The sequence below is a fragment of the Nocardioides humilatus genome (assembly GCF_008373755.1).
Lineage (GTDB): Bacteria > Actinomycetota > Actinomycetes > Propionibacteriales > Nocardioidaceae > Nocardioides > Nocardioides humilatus.
Genome location: NZ_VUJV01000001.1, coordinates 19675 through 36556 on the forward strand (window position 1 = coordinate 19675; position 16882 = coordinate 36556).

At 69.8% G+C, this 16882-nt stretch carries 16 protein-coding genes; 6 read left to right on the forward strand and 10 right to left on the reverse strand.

Annotated elements, in window-relative coordinates; translation table 11 throughout:
• Positions 1-69: 69 nt before the first annotated feature.
• The 3 genes from F0U44_RS00090 to F0U44_RS00100 form a co-directional block, all read right to left on the reverse strand.
• On the reverse strand, positions 70-1002 hold the full coding sequence (locus F0U44_RS00090) for a zinc metalloprotease (protein ID WP_149726252.1): 933 nt from the start codon (positions 1000-1002) through the stop codon (positions 70-72).
• A gap of 87 nt (positions 1003-1089) precedes the next feature.
• Positions 1090-1806: an HAD family hydrolase gene (locus F0U44_RS00095; protein ID WP_149726253.1), complete on the reverse strand. Its 717-nt coding sequence runs from the start codon at positions 1804-1806 to the stop codon at positions 1090-1092.
• 17 nt (positions 1807-1823) lie between these two features.
• On the reverse strand, positions 1824-3593 hold the full coding sequence (locus F0U44_RS00100; RefSeq protein ID WP_149726254.1) for a proline--tRNA ligase: 1770 nt from the start codon (positions 3591-3593) through the stop codon (positions 1824-1826).
• Between the two features lie 75 nt (positions 3594-3668).
• Here F0U44_RS00100 and F0U44_RS00105 point away from each other — a divergent pair, with 75 nt between their 5' ends.
• Entirely contained in the window at positions 3669-4628 is a 960-nt protein-coding gene (locus tag F0U44_RS00105) for a sensor domain-containing diguanylate cyclase (protein ID WP_149726255.1), read from the forward strand.
• Between the two features lie 12 nt (positions 4629-4640).
• On the opposite strand, the gene F0U44_RS00110 is transcribed toward F0U44_RS00105, so the two are convergent.
• Together F0U44_RS00110 and F0U44_RS00115 are read right to left on the reverse strand one after the other, a co-directional pair.
• Positions 4641-5009, reverse strand: a complete 369-nt coding sequence (locus F0U44_RS00110; protein WP_149726256.1) for a DoxX family protein — start codon at positions 5007-5009, stop codon at positions 4641-4643.
• 21 nt (positions 5010-5030) lie between these two features.
• Positions 5031-5876, reverse strand: coding sequence for a GNAT family N-acetyltransferase (locus F0U44_RS00115; RefSeq protein ID WP_149726257.1), 846 nt, complete (start codon positions 5874-5876; stop codon positions 5031-5033).
• 65 nt (positions 5877-5941) lie between these two features.
• Here F0U44_RS00115 and F0U44_RS00120 point away from each other — a divergent pair, with 65 nt between their 5' ends.
• The 5 genes from F0U44_RS00120 (at position 5942) to F0U44_RS00140 (ending at position 10980) form a co-directional block, all read left to right on the forward strand.
• Positions 5942-6871: a glycoside hydrolase family 16 protein gene (locus F0U44_RS00120; RefSeq protein WP_149726258.1), complete on the forward strand. Its 930-nt coding sequence runs from the start codon at positions 5942-5944 to the stop codon at positions 6869-6871.
• A gap of 82 nt (positions 6872-6953) precedes the next feature.
• Positions 6954-7865 carry a glycoside hydrolase family 16 protein gene (locus F0U44_RS00125; RefSeq protein WP_188113238.1) on the forward strand — a complete coding sequence of 304 codons (912 nt, stop codon included), beginning with the start codon at positions 6954-6956 and terminating at the stop codon, positions 7863-7865.
• A 123-nt stretch (positions 7866-7988) separates the two neighbouring features.
• Positions 7989-8903, forward strand: a complete 915-nt coding sequence (locus F0U44_RS00130) for a glycoside hydrolase family 16 protein (RefSeq protein WP_149726260.1) — start codon at positions 7989-7991, stop codon at positions 8901-8903.
• A 196-nt stretch (positions 8904-9099) separates the two neighbouring features.
• Positions 9100-9996 (forward strand): glycoside hydrolase family 16 protein, encoded by an 897-nt coding sequence (locus F0U44_RS00135; RefSeq protein ID WP_188113239.1) that lies wholly within the window; start codon positions 9100-9102, stop codon positions 9994-9996.
• 90 nt (positions 9997-10086) lie between these two features.
• The gene (locus F0U44_RS00140; RefSeq protein WP_223163526.1) at positions 10087-10980 is read left to right on the forward strand and encodes a homocysteine S-methyltransferase family protein; all 894 of its coding nucleotides are present in this window, start codon (positions 10087-10089) and stop codon (positions 10978-10980) included.
• Here F0U44_RS00140 and ispG read toward each other — a convergent pair.
• From ispG to F0U44_RS00165, 5 genes are read right to left on the reverse strand one after another with little or no spacing between them, the layout of a single operon-like run.
• Positions 10973-12124, reverse strand: coding sequence for a flavodoxin-dependent (E)-4-hydroxy-3-methylbut-2-enyl-diphosphate synthase (gene ispG / locus F0U44_RS00145; RefSeq protein ID WP_149726262.1), 1152 nt, complete (start codon positions 12122-12124; stop codon positions 10973-10975). The two genes, F0U44_RS00140 and ispG, sit on opposite strands and share 8 nt — an antisense overlap.
• A gap of 31 nt (positions 12125-12155) precedes the next feature.
• Positions 12156-13511: a M50 family metallopeptidase gene (locus F0U44_RS00150; RefSeq protein ID WP_149726263.1), complete on the reverse strand. Its 1356-nt coding sequence runs from the start codon at positions 13509-13511 to the stop codon at positions 12156-12158.
• Between the two features lie 5 nt (positions 13512-13516).
• Complete coding sequence (gene dxr, locus F0U44_RS00155) at positions 13517-14635, reverse strand: 1-deoxy-D-xylulose-5-phosphate reductoisomerase (RefSeq protein WP_246160201.1); 1119 nt, start codon at positions 14633-14635, stop codon at positions 13517-13519.
• A gap of 13 nt (positions 14636-14648) precedes the next feature.
• Positions 14649-15602 (reverse strand): methylmalonyl Co-A mutase-associated GTPase MeaB, encoded by a 954-nt coding sequence (meaB, locus tag F0U44_RS00160; protein WP_149726265.1) that lies wholly within the window; start codon positions 15600-15602, stop codon positions 14649-14651.
• Complete coding sequence (locus F0U44_RS00165; RefSeq protein WP_149726266.1) at positions 15586-16776, reverse strand: acetyl-CoA C-acetyltransferase; 1191 nt, start codon at positions 16774-16776, stop codon at positions 15586-15588. The genes meaB and F0U44_RS00165 overlap by 17 nt, the downstream gene beginning before the upstream one ends.
• Positions 16777-16882: the final 106 nt, after the last annotated feature.

A 16882-nucleotide genomic window follows, 5' to 3' on the forward strand; every position in this document is an offset into this window, starting at 1 on the left:
TCGGAAGGGCCCCCTGCCTCGCATCTTGGGAGCGGCGAGACAGGGGGCCCAGGGAGGCGAAGCCGTGGCTCAGGCCCGGTAGGCCGCCCACATGGTGTCCATCCGGGTGCTCTGACCCGGCGTGAACTGGTTGTAGCAAGAGTCGTAGCTGTAGTCCATGTAGTTGTGGATCGGGTCGAGACCCGGCAGCGAGCAGGAGTCACGGCCCGCCGGGCAGCCCGTGGTCGAGGAGCTCTGCGCCGGGGTGTCGCTCACCTCGTCATTGGTGGCCGTGCAGCCGCCCTGGAACGTGTGGTAGAGCCCGAACCAGTGACCGGCCTCGTGGCTGGCCGTCTTGCCCTGGTTGTAGTTGGCGGCGGAACCGCCCGGCAGCGAGGAGTACTGCACGCGGATGCCGTCGATGCCCGGGTTGCGCGCGTAGTCCCACGGGAAGGTCGCGATGCCGAGGTAGTTGAAGTCGACCAACCAGATGTTGAGGGCGTTCTTTCCGCCGAGGCGGGTGCGCGAGCGGTAGCTCGTCGACTGCTTGTCGGCGTGCCACTGGTTGTTGCGATAGGTGTCGACGCCCGCGAGCGTGAAGGTGAACCCGGTGTCGGCCGCGGTCCCCGCGGCTTCCTGGCCGCCGAAGTCCTGGTTGAGCTCGGCGATCTGCGCGTCGATCTGCGCCTGGGTCACGTCGCCGGCACCGCTGGCCGACAGCATCTTGTGGATGTAGACCGGCACCGTGGCGCTGGTCCGCGCCACGACGTGGCCCTTGCGCTCGAGGATGCGGTGGGTCTGCTTGCGGATCGCGCGCTGCTCATTCGCGGAGATCGCGCGGGTGTCGCCGGCTCCGCGCCCGCGGGCCTCGGCAGCGGCGTCATGGCCCTTCGGGGTGATGCAGGAGTGCGCCGCTCGGTGCTCCGGAGCCGGCCGCGCATCCGCGGGTGTTGCCAGGGACAGACTCGTGGCAGCCAGACCGATCGCCAGCGTCCCGATACGCAGGGTTCGACGCAGATTCATGAAGAAATTCCTCTACCCCAGGGGCTCGGCGGGCCCGAGCCGCACGCATGGGATCCAACACCAGAAATGCTGCGGGCGGAAGGGGACTCAGCCGGAAATCCACAGCTCCAGGATCGAGGGAATATCCGCGAGCCGCTCGGCGACGGCGTCGGGGTCGCCCTCGGTGTGGCCGATCTGGTCGACGGGGATCGTCGAGTGCGGGATGTGGATGGCGCGCATGCCGGCGTTGTGGGCGCCCCAGACGTCGTCGTACAACCGGTCGCCGACGTAGACGCAGCGCGCCGGGTCGGTGACGCCGACCGCCTCCATCGCGGCCCCGAACGCCTTCGGAGAGGGCTTCGTCCACGGGATCTCGCTGGTGTAGACGTCGCCGTCGACGAGGTGATCGACCCCGTCGCGCTCGAAGAAGCCAACGTGCCACGCGCGCGGCCAGATCGTGTTGGACAGCACCCCGACCTTGATCCCCTCGTCCCGGAGCCACTGCCACAGCGGCCCGACCTCGGGGTCGGTCTCGGTGTGCGGCACCCAGAACTCGTAGTAGGCCGTGAGCAGCTCGGGGTCATGGTCGAGACCGGCCTCGGTGAAGAGGTCCGCGATCGTGGCGCTCTGCTGGTGGTCGCGACTCCTCCCCCACACCGATGCGCCCGCTTCATGCAGGGCACGCGCGTGGAGGTGGCGGTCATCGTCCTTGTCCGGCGTCGCCACCACGGCGGCCGCCAGCGCCAGCGACTCGGCGTGGAAGTCGATGTCGTGCCACCGCGTCAGGGTGCCGCCCCAGTCGAAGATGACCGCGTCGATCGCCATGTCTGCCGCCCGGACCGTCAGTTGCGGACGAGGGCAGCCAGGTGAGCGGCCGCATCGGCGACGGCCACGTCGGACCGTTCGCCCGTGCGGCGGTCCTTGACCTCGAACACGCCGTCAGCGAGGCCGCGGCCGACGGTGACGATCGTCGGTACGCCGATCAGCTCGGCGTCCTTGAACTTCACTCCGGGGCTGATCTTCCCGGCGCGGTCGTCGTAGAGGACGTCGAGGCCCTGCGCCGAGAGGTCCTTCGCCAGCTGCTCGGCCGCGGCGAAGATGCCCTCTTCCTTGCCGGCGGCGACCACGTGGACGTCGTAGGGCGCGACGTTGCGCGGCCAGCACAGGCCGATCTCGTCGAGGGAGTTTTCAGCGATGGCAGCCACGGCGCGCGAGGGTCCGATGCCGTAGGAGCCCATCGTGACCGTGACGAGCTTGCCGTTCTCGTCGAGGACCTGCAGGTCGAGCGCGGCGGCGTACTTGCGGCCGAGCTGGAAGATGTGTCCCATCTCGATGCCGCGCGCCGACTCGAGCGTGCCGTCGGTGCATCGGGGGCAGGCGTCGCCGTCGCGGACCTCGGCGGCCTCGATGGTGCCGTCGGGCGTGAAGTCGCGGCCCGCGACCAGGTCGATCACGTGGCTTCCTGCGACGTTGGCGCCGGTGACCCAGCGGCTGCCGGTCACGACGCGCGGGTCGACGAGGTAGCGGATCTCGCTCTTGCCCTCGCTGCCGAGGACCTCGGGGCCGATGTAGCCCTTCACGAGCGCAGGGTGCTTGCGCAGCTCGTCGTCGTCCATCGGCTCGACCTCGAGCGGCTCGAGCTGCCCGCCGAGGCGCTTGAGATCGACCTCGCGGTCGCCGGGCAGACCGATGGCCAGTGGCTCCTTCGTGCCGTCGGGGTGGACCAGCACGACGAGCACGTTCTTGAGCGTGTCGCCGGCTGTCCACGCCCGGTCGCCCCGGGGGAACGCCTCGTTGAGGTGGTCGACGAGGGTCGCGATGGTCGGCGTGTCCGGCGTGGCCTCGGCGTGGGCCGCGGGCGCGTCGTCGTAGGAGAGAGCCTCGGGGGCCCGCACCTCGACGGCCTCGACGTTGGCGGCGTAGTCGCAGTGGGTGCAGCGGACGTAGGTGTCCTCACCGACGTCGGCCTTGGCGAGGAACTCCTCGGACTTCGAGCCGCCCATGGCGCCGGAGGTGGCCTTCACGATGACGTACTCGAAGCCGAGCCGGTCGAAGATCGCGATGTAGGCGTCGCGGTGGGCCTGGTAGCTGGTGTCGAGGCCGGCGTCGTCGATGTCGAAGGAGTAGGAGTCCTTCATCGTGAACTCGCGGCCGCGCAGCAGACCGGCGCGGGGGCGCGCCTCGTCGCGGTACTTCGTCTGGATCTGGTAGATCGAGAGCGGCAGGTCCTTGTAGGAGCTGTAGAGGTCCTTCACCAGGAGCGTGAACATCTCCTCGTGGGTGGGCCCCAAGAGGTAGTCGGCGTCCTTGCGGTCCTTGAGGCGGAAGATGTTGGGGCCGTACTCGGTCCACCGGTTGGTGGCCTCGTAGGGCTCGCGGGGCAGTAGGGCGGGGAACGAGACCTCCTGGGCGCCGATGGCGTCCATCTCCTCGCGGATGATCCCCTCGATCCGGCGCAGCACCCGCAGCCCCAGCGGCAGCCAGGTGTAGATGCCGGGAGCGGCACGCCGGATGTAGCCGGCGCGCACGAGCAGCCGGTGGCTCGGCACCTCGGCGTCAGCAGGGTCCTCGCGGAGCGTGCGGACGAACAAGGTCGACATCCGGGAGATCATGGGCACAGGTTAGGCGGGGCATTCCGAACGCCGGAAATCAGTTCCCTCCTCGTGGGTCGCACCTACCCTTGGTCCGTGACCGACCCATCTCGCGGCCTCTCGTGGCGGGAGCGCGCACGGCGGGTGCGCGAGGGAGAGTCCGCACTCGCCAACGAGGCGGTCGAGGAGCCCCTCGCGGCGCTCGAAGACCTCTTCGCGACGATCCTGCTGCGCTCCTTCGACGCGATGGTGCTGTGCACCCGCGAGGGTGAGTACCTCGAGGTCAGCGACTCCTTCTGCACCCTCACCGGCTACGCCCGGCACGAGCTGCTCGGACAGACCTCGGTCACACTCTCGCTCGTCGACCCCGAGGGGGTCCGCCGTCGGATGGAGGCGGAGGTCGACCAGCGCATCTCGGCGGTCAACGACAACGTGATCGTCCGCAAGGACGGCACGCCGCGGATGGTCGAGTTCACCCAGCAGTTCCTCGACAGCGACGGGCTGACCCTGGTGATCGTCCGCGACGTGACCGAGCGACGGATGCGCGAGCAGGAGCTCGAACGGCTCTCCCGCGAGGACTCCTTGACCGGCGCGCTCAACCGGCGCGGCTTCGCAGCCCAGGTCGACGCCCTGCTCGCCTCAGCGCGCACCGAGCGGCGCACCGTGCATCTCGTGGTGGTCGACGTCGACGGCCTGAAGGGCATCAACGACGAGCTCGGGCACGCGTTCGGAGACACGGCGCTGGTCGAGGTGGCCGGCGCGCTGCACGGCGCCTACGGCGTCGACGCCGTGGTCGGCCGGCTGGGCGGCGACGAGTTCGCGGTCGCCGCCCCCGCCGGGACGGCCACCGACGTGGAGCGGGCGACCGCCGAGCTGCGGGCCGCGCTGGCGAAGGTGGCCATCGGCCCCGCCGGCGCCACCCGCGGACTGAGTGTCAGCGTCGGGCTGACGAGCGCCGTCGACGGCATGGGCACCCTGGAGCGCCTGCTCGCCGCGGCCGATGCCGGCCAGTACGTCGAGAAGCGTGGTCGTCAGTCCGCATCGGCCGACGACTGAGCTGATCAGAAGTCAGGCGCGACCAGCGCGCCAGGCGCCACGGATCATCGGCAGCTGGAGCGGGAGCCGGACGAGCGAGGCGGCCTGCAGCGGACGGTTGGAGCCCTGCATCGCATCGACGGCCATCTTGATGTTGCCCGGGAAGACGCCCAGCAGCAGCGCGGCGCTGGCCACGCCAGCGACCTTGCGGGTCGCCGGCATCGCCAGCCCCGCCGCGCAGAGGAGCTCGGCGACCCCGGAGCCGATGATGACCTCGCGGTGGGCGGGGACCCACGACGGCATCAGCGGCTTGAAGACCTCGGGCTTCACGAGGTGCACCGTGCCTGATGCGAGGAAGGCGCCGACGACGATCTTGGCGTCGGTGCGAAGGGGTCGGGTCACAGGAGCTCCTCGGGGTCGGGGTCAGAACATCACGGTCGCGAACCGGGCTGTTTCCCGGAAGCCGACCCGCTCGTAGGCCCGACGGGCCGGAGCGTTCCACTCGTTGACATAGAGCGACACTGCGGGCGAGATGCGCTGACGCACGTGGGCGACGACGGCGGCCATCCCGGAGACGGCCAGCCCCTCGCCGCGGCGGTGCGGCGGCACCCAGACCCCTTGGATCTGGGCGGCGTCGGGCGTCGCGCAGGCGACCTCGGCCTTGAAGACCAGCTCGCCGCGGTCGAACCTCGCGAACGACCAGCCGCGGCTGATCAGCTGCACGACCCGGGTGCGGTAGAGGTCGGAGCCACCGCCGATCTCGGGCGAGACCCCGACCTCCTCGGTGTACATCGCGACGCAGGCCGGGTAGAGCACGTCGAGATCGGTCCGGGCGGTCAGGCGCACCCCGGGGTCGGGGTCGACCTCGGGTTCCCCCGCGAGGACGAGATGCCGCTGGTCCCACCGCGCGTCGCGGGGCGCGCCCCACGCGGGGCCGACGGTCTCCCAGAACGGCAGGACGGCCTGTTGCGGACCGACGATCGTCGACGCCGTACGACGGCGGGCCAGTGCGCGCTCGGCGAAGACGACAGCGTCCTCGGGGGTCGCCTGCACGGGGACCAGGTTGGCGGCCACGTGGCAGGCGGCCACCAGCTCCCCACCCTCGTAACGGCCCCACATCTCGCCTCCGAGCCAGCGCGGCTCGAGGCTCGTGGTCTGGGCCCGGTGGATCGCGAACACGTTGACAACCGGGTCCCTGCGAGCGAGTGCCAGGAATTCGTCCAGGTCGGCCGCCGCGAGGACACGCACACCGTGGCGGGTCGTCAGCACGGGGCGAGCCTACGACCTGACCCTGGGGTCCGGTCGACATCCTCGCGGCTAGAGTTTCGCTACTCATGAGCGACGAACCTGATGCCCCGGTGGAAGCCCGCCCCCGACGCCGGGCTGTCGCGGTGGCCGTTGCGGTCGTGCTCGTCCTGATCGTCGTCGCAGCGCTTGTCGTGCTGCGCGCCGAGGACGAGGAACCGCCGCCGCCGCCCGCGGCCGACGCCTGCGGACCGCTGCTCACCAAGCCTTCCGGGGAGACCTGGGAGTGCACGTTCGTCGATGCCTTCGACGGCTCGGCCCTCGACGCCGAGAAGTGGATCACCCAGGACACCAGCCGGACCGGGTTCAAGTCCGCGCTGACCTGCTACCGCGGCGACGACAACGTGGCCGTCGCCGACGGCGAGCTGGTGCTCGAGGCGCGCGACGTCGGTGCCCCGATGAACTGCGACAACCCCTACGGCGCGTTCCGCACCCGCTACACGGGCGGCATCATCGGCACCCGGACCCACTTCTCGCAGACCTATGGCCGCTTCGAGGTGCGCGCGAAGTTCCCCCCGGCATCGCAGCCGGGCCTGCACGGTGGTTTCTGGATGTATCCGGAGGCGATGACATACGGCAAGTGGCCGGCGTCGGGCGAGATCGACGTCGCTGAATGGTGGTCCAACGACCCGACCCTGGTGCTGCCGACGTTGCACTACAACGGCCGCAACCCGCACGCCGACTCCGGGTGGGGCTGTCGCGTCGATGACGTCACCGAGTTCCACACCTACGCCGCCGAGTGGTTCGAGTCGGTGATCCGATTCCTGATCGACGGGCAGATCTGTTTCGTGCGCCGGTGGCTCCCGACGGCGCCCCAGGTTGCGCCGCAGCCGTTCGACAAGCCGTTCAGCCTGATCCTCAACATGGGAGTCGGGACGGCGACTGGCACCAATGCCGTCTCCCCCGCGACTCCGCTCCCGGCGGCCTTCACGGTCGATTACGTCAAAGCTTGGCAGTGACCTTTACCGATCGGTAGCATTTGTCCTCGCGGCCCTCGACACGGCCGCGCGACCTGGGAGGGTCGGGGTCACGCGGGAGGGCGTGTTGGGGAGGTCTGCTGCGGCTGCGCGCCGCCTGATGGTCGTCGCTGTGCTGGTCGGGATCGCCGCGCTCGTGGCGCCCGCGACCGCACCGGCTTCCGAGCCGCCGTCCCCCAGGATCGCTCACCGAGCCGGAGATGAGCGCGACCGATGCGGTCCGTTGATCGTCAAGCCCAGCGGCCGCACGTGGGAGTGCACGTTCGTCGACAACTTCAGCGGCACCACTCTCGACAGCGAGCGGTGGATGACGCAGCGCACGACGCAGACCGGGTTCCGCACCGAGCGCACCTGCTACACCGACTCCCCGGACAACCTGGCGCTGAGTGACGGGACCCTCGTCCTCACCGCTCGCAAGGGCCGCATGGTCAACTGCCACTTCGGGGCCGCCCTGCTGCGCACGCGCTACACCGGCGGCATGATCGGGGTCCGCGACCGCTACACCCAGACCTATGGGCGGTTCGAGGTGCGCGGGAAGTTCCCCGCCACCCAGGACGCAGGCGTCCACGGCGGCTTCTGGATGTATCCCCGCGACGACACCTACGGTCGGTGGCCGTCGTCCGGCGAGATCGACGTCGCCGAGTGGTGGTCCTCGGACCCCACGCTCGTGATCCCCTCGCTGCACTTCGACGGCCGCGACCCCGACGTCGACTCCGGCTGGGACTGCCGGGTCGAGGACGTGAGCGCCTTCCACACCTACACGGTGGTCTGGCGTCGCAAGCTGATCGAGTTCTCGATCGACGGCGTCCCCTGCTTCTCCCGGTCCTGGGACCCCGACAGTCCGTTGCGGCAGCCCCAGCCCTTCGACCATCCGTTCCGGATGATCCTCAACATGGGCGTCTCGGCGAGCACCGCGACGCGGCACACCGACTTCCCTGCGCCCTACGTCGTCGACTACGTCAAGGCATGGAAGTGATCGCGGGCTGATCCCCGCATGATCTCGGCCTCCGACCCCCTCTGACGGACTCCCCCGGGTTACCGCTACGGTCCGTTCCGCGAAACCAGAACCTGTTCTCGTGGCCCTTGAGGGGGATCCTGGATGTTGACGTCTTCTCGGCTGTTGCTGCGCGCGCTCGCAGGCGTGGCACTCCTCGGCGGACTCGCCACCGTGCCGGCCGTGCTGCCCTCGTCTGAGGCCTCGGCACCGGCGCGCACCGGCGCGAAGATCGACACCGACGAGTGCGGCGCGGTGATCCTCAAGCCCGACAACAACCGCTGGTCGTGCTCGTTCGTGGACCAGTTCACCGGGACCGAGCTCGACGCGGACAAGTGGATCGTCCAGGACACCCGGCAGTCCGGGTTCAGGATGGGGAAGACCTGCTTCACCCCGTCATCGGACAACATCAGCGTGGAGGGCGGCGACCTGCGCCTGGTCGCCCGCAAGGTCCGGTCTTTCGACTGCGCCGCCTCGAACGGTCGCTTCCGGACGCGCTACACGGGCGGCATGGTCGGCACCCGCAGCAGGTTCGCGCAGACCTACGGCCGGTTCGAGATCCGGGCGAAGTTCCCGGCCACCGTCGTCGCCGGCCTGCACGGCGGTTTCTGGATGCACCCCAACGACCTCGTCTACGGCCCGTGGCCGGCCTCCGGGGAGATCGACATCGCCGAGTGGTGGTCGGTCGACGCGACCTTGGTGCTACCGACGCTCCACTACGTCGGCCGCGACCCCTCGGCCGACTCCGGCTGGGACTGCCGGGTCGACGACCCCGGCAGCTATCACACCTACACCTTGGAGTGGGCGCGCGCGACGATGCGCGTCGCCATCGACGGCGCCTGGTGCTTCCAGCGCTCGTGGACCCCGGACTACCCGCAGGTGGCGCCCCAGCCCTTCGACCACCCGTTCAGCATGATCCTCAACATGGGGGTCGGCCCGGCCGCGGGATCCAACAAGGTGAGCTGGCGGACGACCTTCCCCTCGGCCCTCGTCGTCGACTACGCCAAGGCCTGGCGCTGAAGCCACCCCGGCGGTCGCGCCGACGCCGTAGTCATTCAGGACTACTGACCTGAACACGATCTCGGGATGCTGGCGATGACCCGAACGCCTACCGTTTAGATCGGTAAGCGGGCCTCGTGCTCGCACGGGGGGAACGTGGCTCAGCCACGGTTACGGGCCGTCAGGTCCCGGGGGGATTTTCACCATGCTTGGTTCAGTGCGGCGTCTGCGACGCCTGTTCATCGGTGGCGCGCTCGTCACGGTCACGGGGCTGCTGCCCCTGCAGACCTTCGCGGGGCACACCAGCGCGTCGGCCGAGGACGCGACCTACGACGCCTGCGGCGTCGTCACGACCAAGTCCGACGGGAGCCCGTGGGCGTGCTCCTTCGTCGACGACTTCAACGGCACCACGCTGGACACCACCAAGTGGATCGTCCAGGAGACGCAGAAGACCGGCTTCCGGACCGACCAGACCTGCTACACCGCGAGCGACAAGAACGTCCGTGTCGGCGACGGCCTGCTCACGCTGACCGCCCGCGACGAGGGCGCGAAGTTCAACTGCCAGAACGCGTTCGGGGACTTCTGGACCCGCTACACCGGCGGGATGATCGGCACCAAGGGCAAGTTCGGACAGGCCTTCGGTCGGTTCGAGGTGCGGGCGAAGCTCCCGAGCACCCGGGTCTCCGGCATCCACGGTGGCTTCTGGATGCTGCCGGTGGTGCGCCGCTACGGCGCATGGCCGCTGTCGGGCGAGATCGACGTCGCCGAGTGGTGGTCGGTGGACCCGTCGCTCGTCATGCCGTCGCTGCACTACATGATCCGCGACTCGAAGGCAGACTCCGGGTGGAACTGCCGGATCACCGACCTCGAGGCCTTCCACACCTACACGCTCGACTGGCAAGCCACCGGGCTGACCTTCTCGATCGACGGATCGGTCTGTTTCACGCGACTGCCCAGCTCCGACGGCACCCTGGTGGCGCCGGCGCCGTTCGACCAGCCGTTCGGGATGATCCTCAACATGGCCGTCGGGAAGCTGTCGGGCGTCAACAAGGTCACGGCCGCGACGCCGTTCCCCGCCGACTACCTCGTGGACTACGTCAAGGCCTGGCGCTAGGCCTGACGCCAACCGGGGACACCGGTCCGTCCGGTCTGCTAGGAACCTCCTAGCGGTCCGGACGGACTGTTCTTTTCGAGGGGACCTCCCGTGCTCCAGCGCATGCTCACCGACGGCGGCATCGAGACCGACCTGATCTTCAACCGCGGGGTGGACCTCCCCGAGTTCGCCGCCTTCCCCCTGCTCGACACCGACGAGGGCCGGGCCGCGCTCCGCGCGTACTTCATCGAGTACGTCGACCTGGCTGTCCGGGCGCAGGTGCCCCTGCTGCTCGAGACGCCGACCTGGCGGGCCAACGCCGACCACGCGACCGGGCTGGGCTATGACACCGCTGCTCTGGACCGCGTCAACCGGGCAGCGGTGGACTTCCTCGCGGCGATCGCGCAGGAGCGGACCGCCGAGCTCGTGAGCTGGCAGGTCGGCGGCATCACGGGGCCGCGCGGCGACGGCTACCTCTCGGCCGGAGGCGTCGACCCGGCCGAGGCCGCCGACTACCACCTGCCCCAGCTGTCCTCCTTCGCGGCCGCCGGGGCATCGCGCGCGACCGTGCTCACGATGACCGACGTCGGCGAGGCGGTCGGTTTCGCGCAGGCGGCGGCCACCGCAGGGTTGCCCGCGGTCATCGGCTTCACCGTCGAGACCGATGGTCGGCTGCCCGACGGCAGCACGCTCGCCGCGGCGGTCGACGCCGTTGATGCAGCGGCCGCGCCGACGTACTTCCTGGTCAACTGCGCCCACCCAACGCACATCACCGCAGCGCTCGACGGCGGCGCCTGGCAGCAGCGGGTCGGTGGCCTCCGGGTCAACGCCTCGACGATGAGCCATGCCGAGCTCGACGAGATGGAGGTCCTCGACGACGGCGACCCCGTGCAGCTCGCGGCGGATCAGGCGCCGTTGCTCGACGCCTTCCCCAACATCGAGGTCATCGGCGGCTGCTGCGGCACCGACGTGCGCCACGTCGCCGCCATGTGGGGCGTCAGCTGACGCTGACCTCCGCCGAGGCTCCCTCGACCGGCTCCATCGACTCGGCGAGGCGCAGGGCCTCCTCGATCAGGGTCTCGACGATCTCCGACTCGGGCACGGTCTTGATGACCTCGCCCTTCACGAAGATCTGGCCCTTGCCGTTGCCGGAGGCGACGCCGAGGTCGGCCTCGCGCGCCTCCCCCGGTCCGTTGACGACGCAGCCCATGACGGCGACGCGCAGCGGCACCTCCATGCCCTCCAGACCGGCGGTCACCCGCTCGGCGAGCGTGTAGACGTCGACCTGGGCGCGGCCACAGGACGGGCACGAGACGATCTCGAGCTTGCGCGGGCGCAGGTTGAGGGACTGCAGGATCTGGATGCCGACCTTGACCTCCTCGACGGGAGGGGCCGACAGCGAGACGCGGATGGTGTCGCCGATGCCCTTGCTCAGCAGGGCACCGAAGGCCGTGGCCGACTTGATCGTGCCCTGGAAGGCCGGGCCCGCCTCGGTCACCCCGAGGTGCAGCGGCCAGTCGCCCTGCTCGGCGAGCAGCTCGTAGGCGCGCACCATCACGACGGGGTCGTTGTGCTTGACCGAGATCTTGAAGTCGCGGAAGCCGTGCTCCTCGAAGAGGCTGGCTTCCCAGACGGCCGACTCGACGAGCGCCTCGGGCGTGGCCTTGCCGTACTTCTCCAGCAGCCGCTTGTCGAGCGAGCCGGCGTTGACGCCGATCCGGATCGACGTGCCACGATCCTGGGCCGCCCTCGCGATCTCCTTGATCTGGTCGTCGAACTTCTTGATGTTGCCCGGGTTGACCCGGACCGCGGCGCAGCCAGCGTCGATCGCGGCGAAGACGTACTTCGGCTGGAAGTGGATGTCGGCGATCACCGGGATCTGGCTGTGCTGGGCGATCTCCGCCAGCGCTTCGGCGTCGTCCTGGCTGGGGCAGGCGACCCGCACGATGTCGCAGCCGGCGGCGGTGAGCTCGGCGATCTGCTGGAGCGTGGTGTTGACGTCGGCGGTCAGCGTGGTCGTCATCGACTGCACCGAGATCGGGTGGTCGCTACCGACGCCCACCTTGCCCACGTTGATCTGGCGGGTCTGGCGGCGGGGAGCGAGCACCGGCGGGGGCGCTTCGGGCATGCCGAGGCTGATCGACGTCATGACGTCAAGGTTAGTCGCGCAGGGGTTGTCATCAGGATTCGAGGTGCACGGGCACCACCAGGTCGCCCACGATCAGCACGACGCCCATGACCAGCAACGCCGACGCGACCACGTAGGCGACCGGCAGCAGCTTGGCGGCATCGACGTAGCCGGGGTCGGGTCGGCCCCGCACCCGGGCCAGGCCGCGGCGCACCGCTTCCCACAGCGCGCTCGCGATGTGGCCGCCGTCGAGCGGCAGCAGCGGGATGAAGTTGAACATCCCGATGAAGAGGTTGAAGCCGGCGAGCAGCACGGTGAAGAAGACGACCTTCTCGCCGACGGTGGTGCCGTCGTGGGAGGCGACCTCCCCGGCGAGCCGACCGCCACCGACGATGCTGACCGGACCCTGCGGGTCACGGTCCTGCAGACCGACGATGGCCTTGCCGACGTCGAGCACCTTCGCCGGCAGCGTCACCAGCGCGTGCAGCACGTCGACGGTCATGCCGCCCATCTGCTGGACCGTGTAGATCGGGCCGCCCGTGGCGGGTTCGGTGCTGGGACGGACGCCCAGGAAACCGACGGGCTCGGGATCGGCGTCCTCGTCGATGATCCGCGGAGTCACCGTCGTCTTGGTCGTGATGGTCTTCAGGTCACCGTCGCGCTCGACGACGATCGTGGCCCGCCGGTTGCCGTTGTCGCGGATAAGCTGCTGGACCTGGGTCCAGCTGGTGGCGTCGACCCCGTTGAAGGAGACGATCCGGTCACCGACCTTCAGCCCGGCCTTGAAGGCCGGTGTCGGCTGGTTCTTGATCTCGTCGGCGGTGCAGACGCGGCCGGCCTCATCGGGCGGGACGATGCAGGCCTGGACCTCGTCGAGCGTCGTGGTGACCAACTCGTCGTTGTCGTTGCCGTGGATCGCGAACAGAGCCCAGAAAAGGAAGAAGGCGATGAGGATGTTGACCGACGGACCGCCGGCCATGACCACGACCTTCTTCCACCAGGCCATCTTGTAGAAGAGCCGCTCGGAGTCCTCCGGGCCGACCAGCTCCCACTCGGCCGCGCGGGCATCCGAGATCAGCTGGGTGAACATCCCCGTGTTGGACTTGCGGATCCGGGTGACCTGCTGGCCGTCGGCGCCGATCGAGACGTCGTCGGCGAGGTCCTCGGCCCCCGGCGGGAGCATCCCGACGATCTTGACGTAGCCGCCGAGCGGGATCGCCTTGACGCCGTATTCGGTCTCGCCGACCTGCCAGCTACGGACCGTCGGGCCGAAGCCGATGAAGTACTGCGTCACCTTCCCGCCGAACTTCTTGGCAGGGACCATGTGACCGACTTCGTGGAGACCGATCGAGATGAGGATCCCGACGAAGAAGATCAGGAAGCCGATGGTGTACTGCAGGGCGTCCACGGTGGTCAGGTGCCTCGCTTCGTTGCGATCTGGGCGATCGTCTGTGTGATCGTCTGGGCTGCGGTCTCGCGGGCCCAGCTGTCGGCGGCGAGGACGTCGTCGAGCGAGGGCTGCTCCCCCGAGGGTACGTCGTGGGCCGCAAGGACGGTGCCGACCACGTCGACGATCCCGGTGAAGGGCAACCGGCCTTCGTGGAAGGCGTCGACACAGACCTCGTTGGCGGCGTTGTAGACGGCTGGCGCCGTGCTGCCCCGGGTGCCCGCCTCGCGGGCCAGCACCACGGCCGGGAAGGCGGTGTCGTCGAGCGGCTCGAAGCGCCAGTCGGCGGCCTTGGTCCAGTCGACCGGGGTCTCCGCATCGGGCACCCGGTCGGGCCAAGCCATGCCGAGCGCGATCGGGACCAGCATGGTCGGGAGACCGATCTGCGCCACGACAGCGCCGTCGGTGAACTCGACCATCGAGTGGATCAGCTGCTGCGGGTGGACGACCACGTCGATGCGGTCGAACGGCACGTCGAAGAGCAGGTGCGCCTCGATCACCTCGAGGCCCTTGTTGACCAGGGTCGCCGAGTTGGTGGTGATGACCCGGCCCATGGCGAAGTTGGGGTGCGCGAGCGCCTGCGCCGGCGTCACGTCGGCGAGCTCGTCGCGCGTCCGACCCCGGAAGGGTCCGCCACTCGCGGTGAGCACCAGTCGTCGTACCTCTGCGGCGGAGCCGCCGCGCAGGCTCTGCGCGATCGCGCTGTGCTCGCTGTCGACCGGGACGATCTGGCCGGGCCGGGCCCGCTCCTTGACCAGCGGTCCGCCGATGATCAGCGACTCCTTGTTGGCGAGCGCGAGGGTGCGACCCGCCTCGAGTGCGGCGAGCGTGGGGCGCAGTCCGACGGCGCCGGTGATGCCGTTGAGGACGACGTCGCACTCCTCAGCGGCCGCCTCGACGCTCGCCTCCTCGCCGAGACCGGAGTAGCGCGGTGCGAACTCGGCGACCTGGTGCTCGAACAGCTCTTTGTTGCTGCCGCCGGCGGTGAGGCCGACGACGCGGAACCGGTCGGGGTTGGCGCGCACCAGGTCGAGCGCCTGGGTGCCGATCGAACCGGTCGAGCCGAGGATGACGACGTCTCTCACGAGACCCATCCTTTCAGTCCGCGAGCAGCTGATCCGCGGCGGCGTAGGAGTCGCTGCTGCCGGACGCGACGGCCTCGGCGAGCCGGTCGATCACGGCCCCCTCGCCGACCGAGCCCCAGCGCTCACGCAGCGCGGTGAGCGCGATCGCCTCGATCTCGTCGCGAGCGCGCCGCACGCGGCGTCGCTCGAGCTCACCGGTCTCCGCGGCCCAGGCCCGGTGCTGGTCGACGGCGTCGACCACCTCGGAGGCGCCCTCGCCGGTCGTGGCCACGGTCTTGAGCACCGGCGGGCGCCAGGCGCCCTCCGGACGATCGCCGAGCGAGATCATCGCGCGCAGGTCGCGCCGCACGCTGTCGGCGCCGTCGCGATCGGCCTTGTTGATGACGAAGACGTCGCCGATCTCGAGGATGCCGGCCTTGAAGGCCTGGATGCCGTCGCCCATTCCGGGTGCCAGGAGTACGACGGTCGTGTCGGCCAGGCGCGCGATCTCGACCTCGCTCTGGCCCACCCCGACCGTCTCGACCAGGATCACGTCGAGCCCGGCCGCGTCGAGCACGCGCAGGGCCTGGGGCGTCGCTCGGGAGACACCGCCGAGGTGTCCGCGCGCACCCATCGACCGGATGAAGACGCCGGGGTCGGTCGCGTGCTCCGACATCCGGATCCGGTCACCCAGCAGGGCACCGCCGGAGAACGGCGAGGACGGATCGACCGCGAGCACGCCGACCCGGAGGTCGCGGCCGCGCAGCTCGGTGACGAGTGCACTCGTCGACGTGGACTTGCCGACGCCCGGCGAGCCGGTCAGCCCCACGACGTGGGCGTTGCCGACGTAAGGGGTCAGACCGGCCATGACCTCCCGGAGGACGGGGGAACCGTCCTCGACCAGGGAGATGAGACGGCCGATCGCTCGGGCCTCGCCTTCGCGGGCCCGAGCGATCAGCGCCTCAGGTGCTTCAGCTCTTCGGGACACGCACGATCAGGGCGTCACCCTGGCCGCCGCCACCGCAGAGAGCGGCCGCGCCGACGCCGCCACCGCGACGCTGGAGCTCGAGAGCGAGGTGGAGGACCACGCGGGCGCCCGACATACCGACCGGGTGACCGAGCGCGATCGCGCCGCCGTTGACGTTGACGATGTCGTCGGAGAGGCCCAGCTCGCGCGCCGAGGCGATGCCGACAGCGGCGAAGGCCTCGTTGAACTCGACCAGGTCGAGGTCGGCGGCGGTGATGCCCTCCTTCTCCAGCGCCTTCGCGGTCGCGGCCGCGGGCTGGAGCTGCAGCGAGGAGTCGGGGCCGGCGACCATGCCGTGCGCACCGATCTCAGCGATGTAGGAGAGACCGAGCTCGTCGGCCTTCTTCTTGCTCATGACGACCACCGCGGCGGCGCCGTCGGAGATCTGCGAGGCCGAACCGGCGGTGATGGTGCCGTCCTTGGCGACCGGACGCAGGCCCGACAGCGAGTCGACGGTGGTGTCGCCACGGACACCCTCGTCCTCGCTGACGACCACGTCGCCGCGGCGCGAGGAGATGGTGACGGGGACGATCTCGCCGTCGAAGACGCCGTTCTTCTGCGCGGCGGCTGCCTTCTGGTGCGAGGCCGCAGCGAACGCGTCCTGCTCCTCGCGGGTGAAGTTGTCCTTCGCCGCGTTGCAGGCGTCGGTCAGGTTGATCATCGCCTGCTTGGTGAACTGGTCGTAGAGGGCGTCGTAGGCCATCGAGTCGACGAGCGTGGTGTCGCCGTACTTGAAGCCGGCGCGCGAGTTGGGGAGCAGGTGCGGGGCCTGGGTCATCGACTCCATGCCACCGGCGACCACGATGTCGACCTCGCCGGCGCGGACCAGCTGGTCGGCCAGGGCGATCGCGTTGAGGCCCGAGAGGCAGACCTTGTTGATCGTCATCGTCGGCACGTTCATCGGGATGCCGCCGCCGACAGCTGCGAGGCGGGCGGGGTTCTGGCCCGCGCCGGCCAGGATGACCTGGCCCATGATGACGTAGTCGACCTGGTCACCAGAGACCCCGGCCTTCTCGAGAGCGCCCTTGATGGCGACGGCGCCGAGGTCGGCCGCGGACAGCGACGCGAGGCCTCCCTGAAGGCGACCGATGGGGGTGCGGGCGCCGGCGACGATGACGCTGGGGTTGTCGGACATTCTTCCTCCGGTGAAGACGTGGATGAGCCCTGACGACTCTACTCGCGGGTAGTTAGAGGTGGCGACGGTCTCACCCTCCGCGGGGTGAGTGACGTGTCACAGCGCG

Excerpts from the sequence above, each read along its gene's own strand:
- F0U44_RS00130 (WP_149726260.1), top strand. The coding sequence starts at position 7,989 with ATGTTGACGTCTTCTCGGCTGTTGCTGCGCGCGCTCGCAGGCGTGGCA.
- F0U44_RS00165 (WP_149726266.1), bottom strand. The coding sequence starts at position 16,776 with ATGTCCGACAACCCCAGCGTCATCGTCGCCGGCGCCCGCACCCCCATC.
- F0U44_RS00100 (WP_149726254.1), bottom strand. The coding sequence starts at position 3,593 with ATGATCTCCCGGATGTCGACCTTGTTCGTCCGCACGCTCCGCGAGGAC.
- F0U44_RS00095 (WP_149726253.1), bottom strand. The coding sequence starts at position 1,806 with ATGGCGATCGACGCGGTCATCTTCGACTGGGGCGGCACCCTGACGCGG.
- F0U44_RS00120 (WP_149726258.1), top strand. The coding sequence starts at position 5,942 with ATGAGCGACGAACCTGATGCCCCGGTGGAAGCCCGCCCCCGACGCCGG.
- F0U44_RS00090 (WP_149726252.1), bottom strand. The coding sequence starts at position 1,002 with ATGAATCTGCGTCGAACCCTGCGTATCGGGACGCTGGCGATCGGTCTG.
- ispG (WP_149726262.1), bottom strand. The coding sequence starts at position 12,124 with ATGACGTCGATCAGCCTCGGCATGCCCGAAGCGCCCCCGCCGGTGCTC.